This is a genomic window from Pseudomonas sp. 2995-3 (assembly GCF_002742565.1).
In the GTDB taxonomy this organism is placed as follows: Bacteria; Pseudomonadota; Gammaproteobacteria; order Pseudomonadales; family Pseudomonadaceae; genus Aquipseudomonas; species Aquipseudomonas edaphica.
On record NZ_LJSB01000135.1, the window covers coordinates 66,440 to 82,639 of the forward strand.

Genomic DNA, 16,200 nt, shown 5'->3' on the forward strand with positions numbered 1-16,200 from the left:
CTGCGCGAGCCTGGACTTACGGGAAGTTCCCCTGAGGAATGACGCGTTGAAAAGTTTTCCAACCAGTCCGCAAAAATGCAAATGAGTGCTGGCATTAAGCCTTTAGTCAGTTCAATATTTGTCACAGAATTGACGCCAAGGAAATGTCAAATCTGAGGCATGATGCGGCCTCTTTGCAATTCGGGTTGAACTTTGGTCGTGAGCCTTGTCTTAACACTCATCTTGCGGCCAATTCCAAAAACCGCTCCCCTGAACTAACCGGTTAAATATATGCGCCCATTGAAACAGGCAATTTATTCCAGCCGTACGGCTGACAAGTTCGTCGTACGTCTGCCAGACGGAATGCGGGAACGCATTGCCGAGGTGGCTCGCAATCATCACCGCAGCATGAACTCCGAAATCATCGCGCGCCTGGAGCAGAGCCTTATTCAGGAAGGTGCGTTGGGCGAAGAGTTGAGCATGCGCCTGGACAGCCCTGAGCTGTCACTGCACGAACGCGAACTGCTGCAGCGTTTTCGTCAGCTCTCCCACCGCCAGCAAAATGCTCTCGTCTCGCTTATCGCGCACGACGTTGAGGCGGCCGCAGAAGCCAATTGATCTGCAACTGAAAGCCGAAGCCAGCGCTATGCTGGCTTTTTTTTGCGTGAAATTTGAGGGCACCGCAGAGGGCTTGTGTGGGAGCGAGCTTGCATTTGCTAGCAAGCCCGCCCCCACAGGGGATCAGAGCAGAAAGATCGTCGCCAGGCCCAGGAAGATGAAGAAGCCACCGCTGTCGGTCATGGCCGTGATCATCACACTGGCACCCATGGCCGGGTCGCGCCCCAGGCGTGCCAGTGTCATGGGGATCAACACGCCCATCAACGCCGCCAACAGCAGGTTGAGGGTCATGGCAGCCGTCATCACCACGCCCAGCGACCAACTGCCATACAGCAAGTAAGCCACCACGCCGATGACCCCGCCCCACACCAAGCCATTGATCAGGCCCACAGCCAATTCTTTGCGCAACAGGCGCGAGGAGTTGGCCGTACTCACCTGGTCCAGTGCCATGGCACGCACAATCATGGTGATGGTCTGGTTACCGGAGTTACCCCCAATACCTGCCACGATCGGCATCAGCGCCGCGAGGGCGACAAGCTTCTCGATGGAACCTTCGAACAACCCGATCACGCGCGAAGCGATGAACGCCGTGATCAGGTTGATCGCAAGCCACGCCCAACGGTTATGCAGGGAGCGCCAGACTGACGCAAAAATATCTTCCTCTTCACGCAGACCCGCCATGTTGAGGACTTCGGTTTCACTCTCTTCACGAATCAGGTCGACCATTTCATCGATGGTCAAACGGCCAATCAGCTTGCCGTTCTTGTCGACCACAGGCGCCGAGATCAAGTCATAACGCTCAAATGCCTGGGCAGCCTCGTAGGCGTCTTCATCCGGGTGAAAACTCACCGTATCGCTGGCCATCAGATCCGCTACTTTCTTTTCCGGATCATTGACCAGCAGGCGCTTGATCGGCAACACGCCCTTGAGAATGCCTTCGTAGTCGACCACGAACAGTTTGTCAGTATGGCCCGGCAGCTCTTTGAGCCGACGCAGGTAACGCAAGACCACTTCCAGGCTGACGTCTTCGCGGATGGTGACCATCTCGAAGTCCATCAATGCGCCGACCTGATCCTCGTCATAAGACAACGCGGAGCGCACACGCTCACGCTGCTGGCTGTCGAGGGCCTCCATCAACTCATGGACAACATCACGCGGCAGCTCAGGCGCCAGGTCAGCCAGTTCGTCGGCGTCCATCTCCTTGGCAGCGGCAAGGAGCTCGTGATCGTCCATGTCGGCGATCAGGGTTTCACGGACCGAGTCGGATACTTCAAGGAGGATGTCGCCGTCGCGGTCAGCCTTGACCAACTGCCACAGGGTCAGTCGATCATCGAGTGGCAAGGCTTCAAGAATATAAGCGACGTCGGCGGAGTGCAGGTCGTCGAGCTTGCGTTGCAGCTCAACGAGGTTTTGCCGGTGAACCAGGTTTTCGACGCGGTCGTGGTGCGGACCTTCCTGGCGGTGCGTGAGGTCTTCGACCACGCGCTGACGCTGCAGCAGCTCGATGACTTGAGCCAGGCGATCCTGCAGGCTGTCTTGTGTTTTCTTTACTTCTACTTCGGTCATAGGCGAACTCCACTCCCAGCAGCGGGGCACGCCGGAAGGATCAATCAGTCAATTCATGATTGGTAAAACGGGGTACTGAGCAACTACTGGGTAAGTCCATGGAGGTATTCCACAAGCCCCGGCGGGGCTGACGGGCGCAATGATACACGCTGCGCGCGCTTTAAACGTTAAAAAACTGGAAAGAACAAGCGCTTGCGAGCCAAAGCTGAGCATTGGCTGCATCTATGAACTGCGACGACACAGCCCGAAAGGAAAACACATGAGACAGGAGAAAGAGTTGAAATCCTACACAAACCCCAGACGGCAAAAAGCCCGCACTAGGCGGGCTTTTTGTTTGTATGGTGCACTCGACAGGATTCGAACCTGTGACCGCTCGGTTCGTAGCCGAGTACTCTATCCAGCTGAGCTACGAGTGCAGATTGTGTTTTTAGACCAGATCACAACTGGTTGAAGCCAAGTCACCTGCATTGCTGCAACTGACTCTTAAATGGTGCACTCGACAGGATTCGAACCTGTGACCGCTCGGTTCGTAGCCGAGTACTCTATCCAGCTGAGCTACGAGTGCAGATTGTGTTTTTAGACCAGATCACAACTGGTTGAAGCCAAGTCACCTGCATTGCTGCAACTGACTCTTAAATGGTGCACTCGACAGGATTCGAACCTGTGACCGCTCGGTTCGTAGCCGAGTACTCTATCCAGCTGAGCTACGAGTGCATTTGTTGCCGCGCATTATAGGCCGTTCAATCTCTATGTAAAGCTATTTTTTCGTTTAATTTCAACAACTTAGCGAAAAAACCAGATTGCAACGTACTAAGCAAATAATGGCGGAGAACGGGGGATTCGAACCCCCGACACCCTTTTGAGGTGTACTCCCTTAGCAGGGGAGCGCCTTCGGCCACTCGGCCAGCTCTCCGCAACACGGGGCGTATATTAACCACGTTCATCCCCGTTTGCAAACATAAAAAACGATAAAAATTAAAGGCTTGGTTCTTCGTCCTTCTCTTTCTTGATCCGCAGGTAGATTTCCTCGCGGTGGACAGCTACCTCTTTCGGAGCGTTAACCCCGATACGTACTTGATTGCCTTTGACGCCGAGCACGGTCACGGTGATTTCGCCATCACCGATAATCAGGCTTTCTGCGCACCGACGAGTCAGAATCAGCATAGCTTTCACCTCACGCATTTCAGTTCAGGAACAACAGTCTGCAAAAAAAAGGCGTTCGACCTACAACCTGATGGCCATAGCCCTAACGACCTAAGTATTGTCGAGCGCACGCAAAAGACCATGCGCTCCACAAAAAATGAAAGGCGCGGTATACCGCGCCTTCCTGGTATCGCATCACTCGCCCGGTCGGGCCGGAGCGTCCAGCTCAAAAGCGGTGTGCAGTGCGCGCACTGCCAGCTCCAGGTACTTCTCTTCGATCACCACCGAGACTTTGATTTCCGAGGTGGAGATCATCTGGATGTTGATGCTTTCCTTGGCCAACGCCTCGAACATGCGGCTGGCAACGCCGGCATGGGAACGCATGCCCACGCCCACGATCGACACCTTGGCAATCTTGGTATCCCCGACCACTTCACGGGCGCCAATCTCGCTCGCGGTGTTCTGCAGGATACGCTCGGCAGCATCGTACTCGTTGCGGTGCACAGTGAAGGTGAAATCGGTGGTGTTATCGTGCGAAACGTTCTGCACGATCATGTCGACTTCAATGTTCGCGCCACTGATAGGGCCGAGGATCTTGAACGCCACGCCCGGGGTGTCTGGCACGCCACGGATCGTCAGCTTGGCTTCATCGCGGTTGAAAGCGATGCCGGAAATGATCGGCTGTTCCATGGATTCCTCTTCATCAATAGTAATGAGGGTGCCCGGACCCTCTTTGAAGCTGTGCAATACGCGCAGCGGAACGTTGTACTTGCCGGCGAACTCCACCGCGCGGATCTGCAACACCTTGGAACCGAGACTGGCCATTTCCAGCATCTCTTCAAAGGTGATCTTGTCCAGGCGCTGGGCCACGGACACCACACGTGGGTCGGTGGTGTACACACCGTCCACGTCAGTATAGATCTGGCATTCATCGGCCTTGAGCGCCGCTGCCAGCGCCACGCCGGTGGTATCCGAACCACCACGCCCGAGGGTGGTGATGTTGCCCTGCTCGTCCACACCCTGGAAGCCTGCTACAACTACCACGCGGCCGGCTTTCAGATCTGTGCGGATTTTCTGATCGTCAATCTGCAGGATGCGTGCCTTGGTATGCGCGCTGTCGGTGAGGATGCGCACCTGGCTGCCCGTGTAGGACACAGCCGGCACACCACGCTTGTTCAGTGCCATGGCCAGCAAGGCAATGGTTACCTGCTCACCGGTGGACACGATCACATCCAGCTCACGCGGCAGCGGCTGTTGGTCACCACTGATTGCCTTGGCCAGATCGATCAGGCGATTGGTTTCGCCGCTCATGGCCGACAGCACCACCACCAGGTCATCGCCGGCGTCGCGGAATTTCTTAACCTTGTCGGCGACCTGCTCGATTCTTTCGACAGAGCCGACCGAGGTGCCTCCAAATTTCTGTACGATCAAAGCCATTTCTAAGCCGCCTCAGCCCGTAAAGGGGCGCCCAATAAACAAATCGTCCAGCACCCAAACGAGCCCATGACTAGACCATGGGCTCATTAACAGTGCCTTAAATGCCGGCCTCGACAAACGGCACGGTCAGGGCCAGGGCCGCGTCCAGGGAGCCTGCGTCTACACCACCGCCTTGCGCCATGTCCGGACGACCACCGCCCTTCCCGCCCACTGCCGCAGCGGCTTGCTTCATCAAATCACCGGCCTTGAGTTGGCCAGTCAGGTCTTTGGTTACACCGGCAACCAGAACGACCTTTTCCTCATGGACACCGCCGAGCAGGATCACTGCGCGGCCGAGCTTGTTCTTCAACTGATCGACCAAGGCCAACAGCGCCTTGCCGTCCTGGCCGTCCAGGCGCACAGCCAGTACTTTCACACCCTTGACGTCCAGCGCGGAGGCCGACAGATCGTCGCCCGCTGCGCTCGCCGCCTTGGCTTGCAACTGCTCCAGCTGTTTTTCCAGTGCGCGGTTGCGCTCCAGCACGGCCGACAGCTTGTCGATCAGGTTGTCGCGGCTGCCCTTGACCAAGCCGGCCGCTTCCTTGAGTTGTTCTTCAGCCGCATTGAGGTAAGCCAGGGCCGCAGCACCGGTGACCGCTTCAATACGCCGTACACCAGAGGCCACGCCGCCTTCGCTGATGATTTTCAACAGGCCGATATCGCCCGTACGGTTAGCGTGGATACCGCCACACAGTTCCACCGAGAAGCTGCCGCCCATGCTCAGTACGCGCACTTCGTCGCCGTACTTCTCACCAAACAGCGCCATGGCGCCTTTCTTCTTGGCGGTTTCAATGTCGGTTTCTTCGGTTTCAACCGGGGTATTCTTGCGAATCTCGGCGTTGACGATGTCTTCCAGCGCCTTGATCTGCTCAGGCTTGATCGCTTCAAAGTGGCTGAAGTCGAAACGCAGGCGCTGGCTATCGACCAACGAACCCTTCTGCTGCACATGCTCACCCAGCACTTGGCGCAACGCAGCGTGCAGCAAGTGAGTGGCAGAATGGTTCAAAGCAGTTGCATGCCGCACGTCGGCATCGACTTGAGTGTCGACCGGCGCACCGACCGTCAGGTTGCCCAACACCAGCACACCGTGGTGCAGGAACGCGCCGCCGGTCTTGGTGGTGTCACGCACTTCAAAACGCCCGGAGGTCAAGCTCAGGAAACCACAGTCACCCACCTGGCCACCGGATTCGGCGTAGAACGGCGTCTGGTCGAGGACCACCACCGCTTCGTCGCCTTCGCTCAATACGTCGACCGACTTGCCATCTTTGTAGATGGCCACGATCTTGGCCGCGCCAACGGTCGCCGCGTAACCGGTGAACTCGGTGGGCACGTCAACCTTGACCAGGGTGTTGTAGTCCAGGCCAAAGGAGCTGGCGGAACGGGCACGCACGCGCTGGGCTTCCATCTCACGCTCAAAACCCGCCTCATCGATGGTCAGCTCGCGCTCACGGGCGATGTCGGCGGTCAGGTCCATCGGGAAACCGTAGGTGTCATACAACTTGAACACTACATCGCCCGGCACCACGGTGCCTTTGAGTTCAGCCAGGTCCTGCTCGAGGATCTTCAGGCCGTGCTCCAGGGTCTTGGAGAACTGCTCTTCTTCAGCCTTGAGCACGCGCTCGATGTTGGCCTGCTGCTGCTTGAGTTCCGGGAAGGCATCGCCCATCTCGGCGACCAGCGCGGCTACGATCTTGTAGAAGAAGCTGCCGGTGGCGCCCAGCTTGTTACCGTGACGGCAAGCGCGTCGAATGATGCGGCGCAGCACATAGCCGCGGCCTTCGTTGGACGGCAGCACACCGTCGGCGATCAGGAAGCCGCACGAACGGATGTGGTCCGACACCACCTTGAGCGAAGACTGGTTGTCATTGGCGCAGCCAATGGCGGCCGCCGACGCGCTCAGCAGGTTGGTGAACAGGTCGATTTCGTAGTTGGAATGCACGTGCTGCATCACCGCACTGATCCGCTCCAGGCCCATGCCGGTGTCCACCGACGGCGCCGGCAGCGGATGCAACACGCCATCGGCGGTGCGGGTGAACTGCATGAAGACGTTGTTCCAGATCTCGATGTAACGGTCGCCGTCTTCTTCCGGCGAGCCCGGTGGGCCGCCCCAGATGTCGGCGCCGTGATCATAGAAAATCTCGGTGCACGGGCCGCACGGGCCGGTATCGCCCATGGTCCAGAAGTTGTCGGAAGCGTAAGGCGCGCCCTTGTTGTCGCCGATGCGAATCATGCGCTCGACGGGCACACCGATTTGCTGGGTCCAGATGTCATAGGCTTCGTCGTCGGTCGCGTAGACCGTGACCCAGAGCTTTTCCTTGGGCAGCTTCAACACGCCGGTCAGGAAGGTCCAGGCGAAGGTAATCGCATCTTTCTTGAAATAGTCGCCGAAGCTGAAGTTACCCAGCATCTCGAAGAAGGTGTGGTGGCGAGCGGTATAGCCAACGTTTTCCAGGTCGCTGTTCTTGCCGCCGGCGCGTACGCACTTCTGGCTGCTGGTGGCGCGGGTGTAAGCGCGCTTTTCCTGGCCCAGGAAGCAGTCCTTGAACTGGTTCATCCCCGCGTTGGTGAACAGCAGGGTTGGGTCATTGCCTGGGATCAAGGAGCTGGAGGCTACACGGGTGTGGCCTTGCTCTTCGAAGAAGCGAAGGAAGGCTTCACGGATTTCTGCGCTTTTCATTAGGTTCTTCCACGGAGTCTGCGGCCAAAGGCCAGTGCGCAACATCATCAGACGGAGCGACGGCAAAGGGCCGCATTATATCGGCCCTTTGCCGGTGGTACAGCGTGTTTATGCGATAGAAACAGTCAATTAGACGGTCTGCACGATCATTTTCGGGAAAACTCGACAAATGTCTGCACCACCTGCTCCATCTGCACCCGGCTGACATCCAGGTGAGTGACCATGCGCAGACGCGGCGCGGCGCTCAACTTGATCCCGCGTTCGGCGGCAAAGGCCTTCAGCGCCTGGGCCTGATCGCCAATCTGCACGTACACCATGTTGGTTTGCACCGGCTCCACTTCAAAGCCTGCGTCGCGCAGTGCATCGCCCAGCCATTGGGCGTTGGCGTGGTCATCCGCCAGACGTTGCACCTGATGATCCAGGGCATACAAGCCCGCCGCCGCCAGCGAGCCGGCCTGGCGCATGCCGCCACCGACCATCTTGCGCAGGCGCCGCGCCTTGGCGATCAGCGCGGTGGAGCCGCACAGCACCGAGCCGATCGGCGCGCCGAGGCCTTTGGACAGGCACACCGACACCGAGTCGAAATGCTGGGCAATCTCCCGCGCATCCACACCGAGCTTCACCGCCGCGTTGTAGAGTCGCGCGCCGTCCAAGTGCAAGGCCAGGCCATGTTCACGGGTAAACGCCCGCGCTTTCGCCAGGTACGCCAGCGGCAGCACTTTGCCCTGCATGGTGTTTTCCAACGCCACCAGGCGGGTGCGGGCGAAGTGGAAATCATCGGGCTTGATCGCCGCCAGTACGTGGTCCAGGTCCAGCGAACCGTCGGCTTGCACCTCCAGCGGCTGCGGCTGGATCGAGCCGAGCACCGCCGCGCCACCGCCTTCGTATTTGTAGGTGTGGGCCTGCTGGCCGACGATGTATTCCTCGCCACGCTCACAGTGGGCCATCAAGGCAAGCAGGTTGCTCATGGTGCCCGTCGGCACAAACAACGCAGCGGCAAAGCCCAGGCGCTTGGCCAGTTCGGCTTCCAGATGGTTGACGCTCGGGTCTTCGCCGTAGACGTCATCACCGCTGACGGCAGTGGCCATCGCGTCGAGCATGCCGGCGGTGGGTTGGGTCACGGTGTCGCTGCGCAGGTCTATGACGGTCATCCGGGGGCCTCTGAATAGGGTTGTCGTATTGACGATTACTGCGGGCAAAGCCACGCAATATCAAGCCCCACGTGCATTCAATCGAATACCAACCAAACAAACCGATATAGGTTATCGATACGGCGATCGTGCAGTTTCTGAAAAAGCATGTTAAAAACTCTCCGCCGCCAGGGTTCTGGCGGCAACGTTCTCAGGGCGGGGTGCAATTCCCCACCGGCGGTAATTGCACGCAATGTGCATAGCCCGCGAGCGCTTGGCGCCTCGAACTGCTCACGCAGGACGGCGACAAGGTCAGCAGACCCGGTGTGATCCCGGGGCCGACGGTCATAGTCCGGATGAAGAGAGAACGGGATTGGCACCCAAGGGCCGCGCGCTGAACTCATGCCTGCATGATGCCGCTGTTCGTACCCTTGAAATCCCATTCGATTCATAACGCCCTGTTTTTTTCTTAAACAGGAGTCAGAACATGCAACCCACCGCAATCGACAGCAAAAGCAAAAACCACCACGGCGAGCGCGTCGCGTTTATCCAGGCCTGCTGGCACAAGGATATTGTCGACCAATCGCGCAAAGGCTTCCTCGCCGAAATGATCGCCCAGGGCTACCAGGAATCGGACATCGATTTCTTCGAAGTCGGCGGCGCCTTCGAAATGCCCCTGCACGCCAAGCTGCTGGCCAAGACCGGCCGTTACGCCGGCATCGTCGCCGCGGCATTGGTGGTGGACGGTGGCATCTACCGCCACGAATTCGTCGCCCAATCGGTGGTCAGTGGCCTGATGCAGGTGCAGCTGGAAACCGAAGTGCCGGTGTTCTCCGTATCCCTGACCCCGCATCACTTCCACGCGGGCAGCGAGCACCACACCTTCTTCTACGAGCACTTCGTACACAAGGGCCAGGAAGCCGCGCGCACGTGCGCCGACACGCTGCACAAGGTGCGTGCGATCCGCCGCAGCGAGCCGCGTGCTGTAGCGGTCTAAGCAACACCAAAAAACCCGGCCTCAGAGCCGGGTTTTTTGTGGGCGCTTGCTTGTGTGGGAGCTGGCTTGCCTGCGATAGCGGCAGGTCAGTCAACATCACTGTTGCCTGTGCCGCCGCCATCGCAGGCGAGCCAGCTCCCACATTTGATCGCGGCTGTCTTGGGACCTATATCAGGCCAGCATCCGTGGTCGGCACGATCAATATCCCCGCCCGCAAACCATTCTTGACCTTCGGGTTCGGGAAGATGATGCGCGCGCCCTCCTCCTCGATCACCCAGCGGGTCTTGGCCACGTCTTCGGCCAACAGGTAGCCCTTGGCCAATGGCGAAAAGTTTTCTACATCCGCCGGCAGGTGCAGCAGGAAGGCATCACTGTGCTTGATCACTTCGCGAGAGACGGCAAACAATTGCAGGCCATCGAGGCTCTCGGTTTCGGGCTCATCACCTTCGATGATCTGCTTCAACCGTGTCTCCAGGCGTGACACATCCACGCCCTGGTTCTGCCCGAACGGTCGGGCCTTGCCCAATTCCAGGGTGAAGGCTTCGGCGTCGAGTTGCTCGTAGGTGAACGCGGTGAACGTGATCGAGGTTTTGTTCTGCAACAACACCGCCTGCATACCGGCAGCGTTCAGGCGCGCCAGCTCGTGGCGCGAATGTTGGCGCCCGTCCTTGAACGGGTACAGCGCGAACTGCTCGATCTTCGAGCCGCGAATGGCCGTGTGCAGGTCGTAATGCAGGCGCGAACGGCCCGGCAGGCTGAAGAAGCTGCGAGCCAGTTGCTCAAGCTCGGCGGCGCGCATGGCCTCCGGGCCGATGTTTTGTTCGTGACGGCCGTTGAACAGCCGGTTGACGTCCAGCTCAAGGTAACGCTCGCCGCGGCGCATGGCCTCGGGGTTGCCGAACAGGAACAGAATACGATTGCGGGGTTTGATCTCCCCACGGGCAATGCCATGCAACAGGCGGTCGAGCAATTCGATCGGCGCGGTTTCGTTGCCATGGATGCCGGACGACAGCAGCAGGTCGCCGCCGTTGTCCAATGCCTGCGGAGGGCGCACTTCAAGCGCGCCTTCGCTGAGCCAGCGCATCTGCACGCCGTCGACAGTCAGTTGAATTTTTTGCGCCGGTTCGCGACCGGCGAGGGTCAGTTCAAGCAGTTTGCCGAGGGCGAGCATAAGCAGCTTCCTTAGTGGTTGCAGCCAGGGCCGTGAACGTGATCGTCGTCATCACCTTCAACGTCGGCCGGTTCCATTTCCAATTGCAGGCTCATCAGGTTGGTGGCCAGCGGGCGCATCAGCAGGTTGGCGTATTCAGCGTCACCTTCTTCCACGTCCACGCCGATCAGCAGTTGGCCACGGCCGTCGTGCTGGATCCAGATTTCCTTGCCCTGCCACACCACGGCGACGCGGGTGCAGGAGGTTTCCAGCTGGGTGCCGTCGGTGTCTTCAAGGATCAGTTTGAGGGTGTCGGTGGTCATAAATTGTTCTCAGCATAGGGTGTAAAAAGAGGCAGATTTAATTGATCTGGAAAGGATAAACCGAGCCCAGTTTAAGGATTTGCGTCAGTTCATCCAGTGCCGTCCGGCACTCAAGCAGCAATTGCGGGTCAGCCAGGTCGCTTTCACGCAGGCTGTCGCGGTAGTGCTTGTCGACCCATTGGGTCAGCGTTTCGTACAACGGCGCGGTCATGATAACGCCTGGGTTCACCGCTGCCAGTTCCGATTCATTCAAGGCCACGCGCAAGCGCAGGCACGCCGGGCCACCGCCGTTCTGCATGCTTTGCTTGAGGTCGAAGACCTTGACTTCGCGGATCAGCCCACCGGAGGCCGTCAGGCCTTGCAGGTACTGCCAGACGCGCTCGTTGGCGCGGCATTCTTCCGGCACGATCAGCAGCATCGAGCCGTCGGCGCGGGTCAGCAACTGGCTGTTGAACAGGTAGGAACGCACCGCGTCTTCGACGCTGACCTCGGCGCGTGGCACACACACCGACTGGAAGTTGCCACCCCGCTTGCCCAACTTGCCTTGCAGTTCGGCGAGCATCTGCTCGGTATTGAGAAACGCGTCCTCGTGGTAGAACAACACCTCGCCGTTGCCTACCGCGATCACGTCATTGTGGAACACACCGGCATCGATTACCGCCGGGTTCTGCTGGCCGTACACCACGCCGTCATCTTTCAAGCCGTGCAGGCGTGCAACCGCCTGGGAGGCTTCAAGGGTCTGGCGCGCCGGGTATTTTTGCGGCGCCGGGTAACGGGTGTCGAACGCACTGCGCCCGAACACGAAAAACTCAACCCCGGCCTCGCCGTAGTCACGGCAAAAACGCGTGTGGTTGGCGGCGCCCTCATCGCCGAACTGCGCCACCGCCGGCAACGCGGCGTGATGGGCGAAGTGCTTCTGGTCGGCAAACATCGCCCCCAGCACACGGCTGGTGGTCGGGTGCTCGATGCTGCGGTGGTATTTGCAGTTGAGGTTGGCGGCGGTGAAGTGCACGCGGCCATCCGCCGTATCGGCGCTCGGGCTGACCGTGGCGGCGTTGGCCACCCACATGCTCGACGCCGAGCAGCTGGCCACCAGCAATGGCATCGCCTGCTTGGCGGCCTGCTGGATCACTTGGGCGTCAGTGCCGCTGAAACCGAGGCTGCGCAAGGCGGCCACATCCGGGCGCTCTTGCGGCGCCAGCACGCCTTGCACAAAGCCCATGTCCATCAGGGCTTTCATTTTCTGCAGGCCCTGCAACGCCGCAACCTTGGGGTTCGAAGACTGCTGGCTGTTGCTCTGGGACGCGACGTTGCCATAGGACAAACCGCCGTAGTTATGGGTCGGCCCCACTAGACCGTCAAAATTGACTTCACAGGATTTCATCGGCGAGGCTCCACGAACATCTGTTTTTATAGGCATCAAGTTACTTGAACACACCACTGACCTTGTGTGGGAGCTGGCTTGCCTGCGATGGCATCACCTCGGTTTTACTGAAAAACCGGGGCGCCTGCATCGCAGGCAAGCCAGCTCCCACATTTAGATCAGCGTTACCCCTGGCGTCAGTGTCGCTGGCAATACCAAACTCGGGGTCTCCAGCGACGCCACCGGGTACGCGCAATAATCCGCCGCGTAATACGCACTGGCGCGATGGTTGCCCGAAGCACCCACACCACCGAACGGTGCGGTACTGGCAGCGCCGGTCAGCTGTTTGTTCCAGTTGACGATACCGGCGCGGCTTTCCAGCCAGAACTGCTGGTAGCGCGCTTCGGAGTCCGACAACAGACCCGCAGCCAAGCCATATTGAGTGTTGTTTGCCTCGGCAATCGCCCCGGCAAAATCAGCGTAGCGGATCACTTGCAGCAATGGGCCGAACAGCTCTTCATCCTCACGCTCGGTCACGCCGGTTACATCAATGATGCCTGGGGTCAGCAAGGCGGCCTGAGCCTGCGGCTGAGTCATTTCCAACAGCGCCACCGCGCCATTGGCCAGCATCCACTCCTGGGCGTCCATCAAGGCTTTGGCCGCGCCGAGGGAAATCACCGACCCCATGAACGGTGGCGGCTGCTGGTCGAATGCACCGACTTCAATCGTCGCACTGACCGCCACCAGACGCGCCAGCAAGGCATCGCCCCAGGCGCCTTCGGGCACCAGCAAACGCCGGGCGCACGTGCAGCGCTGGCCAGCCGAAATGAATGCCGACTGAATAATGGTGTAGACCGCCGCATCCACATCGGCCACTTCATCGACCACCAATGGGTTGTTGCCACCCATTTCCAGGGCCAGGATCTTGTCCGGGCGCCCGGAGAACTGCTGGTGCAGATGGTTGCCGGTGCGGCTGGAGCCAGTGAAGAACAACCCGTCAATGCCAGGGTTGGCCGCCAGGGCGATACCGGTTTCCCGCGCACCTTGCAGCAGGTTCAACACGCCCGCCGGCAAACCGGCTTCGACCCAGCATTGCACGGTCAGCTCGGCGACTTTGGGGGTCAGTTCGCTCGGCTTGAACAACACCGTGTTACCCGCCAGCAAGGCCGGGACGATATGCCCGTTCGGCAAATGGCCCGGGAAGTTGTAAGGGCCGAACACCGCCACCACACCGTGGGGCTTGTGGCGCAATACGGCCGTGGCGTCGCCCAACGGGCCGCTCTTTTCGCCGGTACGTTCGCGGTAGCTTTGCACCGAGATGGCAATCTTGTTGGCCATGCTGGTGACTTCGGTGGCCGATTCCCACAGCGGCTTGCCGGTTTCCTCGCCGATGCAGCGAGCGATTTCATCGGCGCGCGTTTTCAGCGCGGCGGCAAAGGTTTCCAGCACGCTGATGCGTTCTTCCAGCGGGCGCCTGGCCCACGCTGGAAACGCCTGACGCGCGGCTTGCACGGCCGACTCGACCTGCTCGGCAGTGGCGCCATTACCAGTCCACAGCACCTGCTGGGTCACCGGGTTGCGCGACTCAAACAGCTCACCCTGGCCGGCCAGCCAGCTACCTGCGATATACAGCGAATTCATTATTTCGACTCCCGAGCAGCAGACAACGCAACAGCGCGCACTTGATCACCCACCACCAGTTGCAGGCGTTTGGCGGTTTGCGGATCGACCACCAACGTGCCTGCCGCCAGCCGGGCCGGAGCGGCAGTAATGCGGCACTCCTCGCGCTTGCGGTTATGGATCAGGAACGGCGTAGCGTCGTCCCCCGGCGTGCCGATGGCCAACACCAGCGACTGGCTGTCGCGCACCGCACGGATTTTGCTGGTTTCACATTCCACCGCCGGGCCGGCGTCGAAGATATCGACATAACCCTGGTAGCTGAAGCCCTCACTCTTGAGCATGCTCAATGCAGGCTCGGTGTCCGGGTGGACCTTGCCGATCACATTACGCGCGTCTTCAGACAAGAAGCAGCTGTACAGCGGAAACTTCGGCATCAGCTCGGCGATAAACGCCTTGTTGCCCACGCCGGTGAGGTAATCGGCCTGGCTGAACTCCATCTTGAAGAAGTGCCGGCCCAGGCTTTCCCAGAACGGTGAGCGCCCGGCGTCGTTGGACACGCCACGCATCTCGGCAATGATCTTGTTGCCGAACAGCTGCGGGAACTCGGCGATAAACAGCAGGCGCGCCTTGGCCAGCATGCGGCCGTTGAGGCCGGTGCGGTAATCCGCGTGCAGGAACAACGAGCACAACTCGGAATTGCCGGTAAGGTCGTTAGCCAGGAACAGCGTCGGAATCTCGCGGTAAATGCTCAGCTCCTGGGAAGCGCTGACCGTGAGGCCGACCCGGAAGTTGTACCAAGGCTCACGCAGGCCGACGGCACCGGCAATGGCAGAAATGCCCACCACACGGCCTTCGTCGTTTTCCAGCACGAACAGGTAGTCGGCATCACCCCGCCCGGCTTCACCGCGAAAGGTTTTTTCCGCCCAGCCAACTCGATGGGTCAGGCGCTCCTCGTTGGCCGGCAAGGTGGTGAGGCCGGTGCCGGTGCTGCGCGCCAGATCAATCAGGGCCGGTAAATCGCTGCTGCGTACGGGACGAACGATCATGCTATCTCCTCAGACGGGCCGCTTTGCAGCCACCCGCGAAACTCTCTTTTTAAACCGCTACCAGACGCACACTTGCGCCTTCGCCAACGCCCAGGGCTTCAGCCGCTTCCAGGTCCAGGGTCACTGGCTTGCCGGGCGCGTAGTCCAGTTCCAGCATCACCGCGCGGTAATCCTGCAACTGCGCGTTGCTCACCAGGTACTGGCGGCCGACACCTTTGACCATCTCGCCGATTTTTACCGGCACCACGCGGCTCTGGGCGATCGAGCGAATGCCCGAAACCCGTGCGTGCAACGTTGGGCCGCCGTCGAAGATGTCGATGTAGTGGTCGGTCTCAAAACCTTCGCGCATGAGGATGTCGAAGGTGATTTGCGCACGCGGGTGCACCTGGCCCATGGCTTCCTGGGCTTCATCCGGCAACAGCGGCACGTAGATCGGGTAATGCGGCATCAGCTCGGCGAGGAAGGTGCGGCTTTTAAGCCCGCACAGGCGCTCGGCGGCGGCATAGTTGAGGTCGAAGAAGTTGCGACCGATGGCGTCCCAGAACGGCGAATCACCGTTCTCGTCGCTGTAGCCGACAATCTCGGTCACCACCGAGTCGGCAAAGCGCTCGGGGTGGCTGGCGACGAACAGCAAGCGGCCACGGGAATTGAGTTCCGACCACGGCGAACCAACCAGCGCAGGCTGCACGTAGAAACTGGTGAGCAGGCTGTTGCCGGTGAGGTCGTGGCACTGGGAAAGCACGTGGATCTTGTTGTGGATCTTCAGCTCGCGGGAAGCGTGCACGAAGGTCTCGTTACGAAAGCTGTAAAACGGTTCGGAGTAACCGGCCGACGCGACGATGGCCGAGCAGCCGGCGAGCTTGCCGGTCTCAGTGTCTTCGAGCACGAAGAAATAGCTTTCTTCACCGTTGAAACTCACCTCGGCCGCGAAAGACGCTTCGCTGGCAGCGATTTTATCGCTCAGGCGTTCCACATCGTCCGGCAAGGAGGTGACACCAATCGGGCTGTCCGCAGCCAGACGCTGTACCTCGCCCAGATCAGCCATTTGCGCGGGGCGCATCACCAGCATGGTGTCACTCCTTAACTCGAAAAACTCATAGGGGGAAAAATGC

Annotated in this window: 13 protein-coding genes, 4 tRNA genes and 1 riboswitch; of the genes, 2 read left to right on the forward strand and 15 right to left on the reverse strand. The window is 59.7% G+C overall.

The window, feature by feature from the left end:
* Positions 1 to 270: 270 nt before the first annotated feature.
* Entirely contained in the window at positions 271 to 597 is a 327-nt protein-coding gene (locus AOA62_RS06820; protein ID WP_003193592.1) for an Arc family DNA-binding protein, read from the forward strand.
* A 123-nt stretch (positions 598 to 720) separates the two neighbouring features.
* Here AOA62_RS06820 and mgtE read toward each other — a convergent pair whose 3' ends face one another.
* From mgtE to ltaE, 9 genes are all read right to left on the reverse strand, one after another.
* On the reverse strand, positions 721 to 2,163 hold the full coding sequence (gene mgtE, locus AOA62_RS06825) for a magnesium transporter (RefSeq protein ID WP_017138415.1): 1,443 nt from the start codon (positions 2,161 to 2,163) through the stop codon (positions 721 to 723).
* Positions 2,164 to 2,502: 339 nt separating this feature from the next.
* Positions 2,503 to 2,579, reverse strand: a tRNA-Arg gene (locus AOA62_RS06830).
* Between the two features lie 72 nt (positions 2,580 to 2,651).
* Positions 2,652 to 2,728: transfer RNA gene (locus tag AOA62_RS06835), tRNA-Arg, on the reverse strand.
* Positions 2,729 to 2,800: 72 nt separating this feature from the next.
* A tRNA-Arg gene (locus AOA62_RS06840) sits at positions 2,801 to 2,877 on the reverse strand.
* A gap of 108 nt (positions 2,878 to 2,985) precedes the next feature.
* Positions 2,986 to 3,076: transfer RNA gene (locus AOA62_RS06845), tRNA-Ser, on the reverse strand.
* A 62-nt stretch (positions 3,077 to 3,138) separates the two neighbouring features.
* Complete coding sequence (gene csrA, locus AOA62_RS06850) at positions 3,139 to 3,327, reverse strand: carbon storage regulator CsrA (protein WP_003175645.1); 189 nt, start codon at positions 3,325 to 3,327, stop codon at positions 3,139 to 3,141.
* A 174-nt stretch (positions 3,328 to 3,501) separates the two neighbouring features.
* Positions 3,502 to 4,743, reverse strand: a complete 1,242-nt coding sequence (locus AOA62_RS06855) for an aspartate kinase (RefSeq protein WP_017138417.1) — start codon at positions 4,741 to 4,743, stop codon at positions 3,502 to 3,504.
* 97 nt (positions 4,744 to 4,840) lie between these two features.
* Entirely contained in the window at positions 4,841 to 7,459 is a 2,619-nt protein-coding gene (gene alaS, locus AOA62_RS06860; protein WP_099548191.1) for an alanine--tRNA ligase, read from the reverse strand.
* Positions 7,460 to 7,605: 146 nt separating this feature from the next.
* Positions 7,606 to 8,610, reverse strand: coding sequence for a low-specificity L-threonine aldolase (ltaE, locus tag AOA62_RS06865; RefSeq protein WP_099548192.1), 1,005 nt, complete (start codon positions 8,608 to 8,610; stop codon positions 7,606 to 7,608).
* A 182-nt stretch (positions 8,611 to 8,792) separates the two neighbouring features.
* Positions 8,793 to 8,962, forward strand: a riboswitch (FMN riboswitch).
* Positions 8,963 to 9,076: 114 nt separating this feature from the next.
* Between ltaE and AOA62_RS06870 the strand changes: the two genes are divergently transcribed.
* Positions 9,077 to 9,586, forward strand: coding sequence for a 6,7-dimethyl-8-ribityllumazine synthase (locus tag AOA62_RS06870; RefSeq protein ID WP_003233516.1), 510 nt, complete (start codon positions 9,077 to 9,079; stop codon positions 9,584 to 9,586).
* Between the two features lie 166 nt (positions 9,587 to 9,752).
* Here AOA62_RS06870 and astE read toward each other — a convergent pair whose 3' ends face one another.
* The 6 genes from astE to aruF all read right to left on the reverse strand — a co-directional run bounded on the left by astE (position 9,753) and on the right by aruF (position 16,157).
* Positions 9,753 to 10,757 (reverse strand): succinylglutamate desuccinylase, encoded by a 1,005-nt coding sequence (gene astE, locus AOA62_RS06875; protein ID WP_099548193.1) that lies wholly within the window; start codon positions 10,755 to 10,757, stop codon positions 9,753 to 9,755.
* A gap of 11 nt (positions 10,758 to 10,768) precedes the next feature.
* Positions 10,769 to 11,059 (reverse strand): hypothetical protein, encoded by a 291-nt coding sequence (locus AOA62_RS06880; RefSeq protein ID WP_003214319.1) that lies wholly within the window; start codon positions 11,057 to 11,059, stop codon positions 10,769 to 10,771.
* A 37-nt stretch (positions 11,060 to 11,096) separates the two neighbouring features.
* The gene (gene astB / locus AOA62_RS06885; RefSeq protein ID WP_099548194.1) at positions 11,097 to 12,443 is read right to left on the reverse strand and encodes an N-succinylarginine dihydrolase; all 1,347 of its coding nucleotides are present in this window, start codon (positions 12,441 to 12,443) and stop codon (positions 11,097 to 11,099) included.
* Between the two features lie 153 nt (positions 12,444 to 12,596).
* Positions 12,597 to 14,066, reverse strand: coding sequence for a succinylglutamate-semialdehyde dehydrogenase (gene astD, locus AOA62_RS06890; protein WP_178075626.1), 1,470 nt, complete (start codon positions 14,064 to 14,066; stop codon positions 12,597 to 12,599).
* Positions 14,063 to 15,088, reverse strand: coding sequence for an arginine N-succinyltransferase (gene astA / locus AOA62_RS06895; RefSeq protein WP_099548196.1), 1,026 nt, complete (start codon positions 15,086 to 15,088; stop codon positions 14,063 to 14,065). Before astA ends, astD begins: the two co-directional genes overlap by 4 nt.
* Before the next feature lie 49 nt (positions 15,089 to 15,137).
* The gene (aruF, locus tag AOA62_RS06900) at positions 15,138 to 16,157 is read right to left on the reverse strand and encodes an arginine/ornithine succinyltransferase subunit alpha (RefSeq protein WP_017138424.1); all 1,020 of its coding nucleotides are present in this window, start codon (positions 16,155 to 16,157) and stop codon (positions 15,138 to 15,140) included.
* Positions 16,158 to 16,200 lie beyond the last annotated feature (43 nt).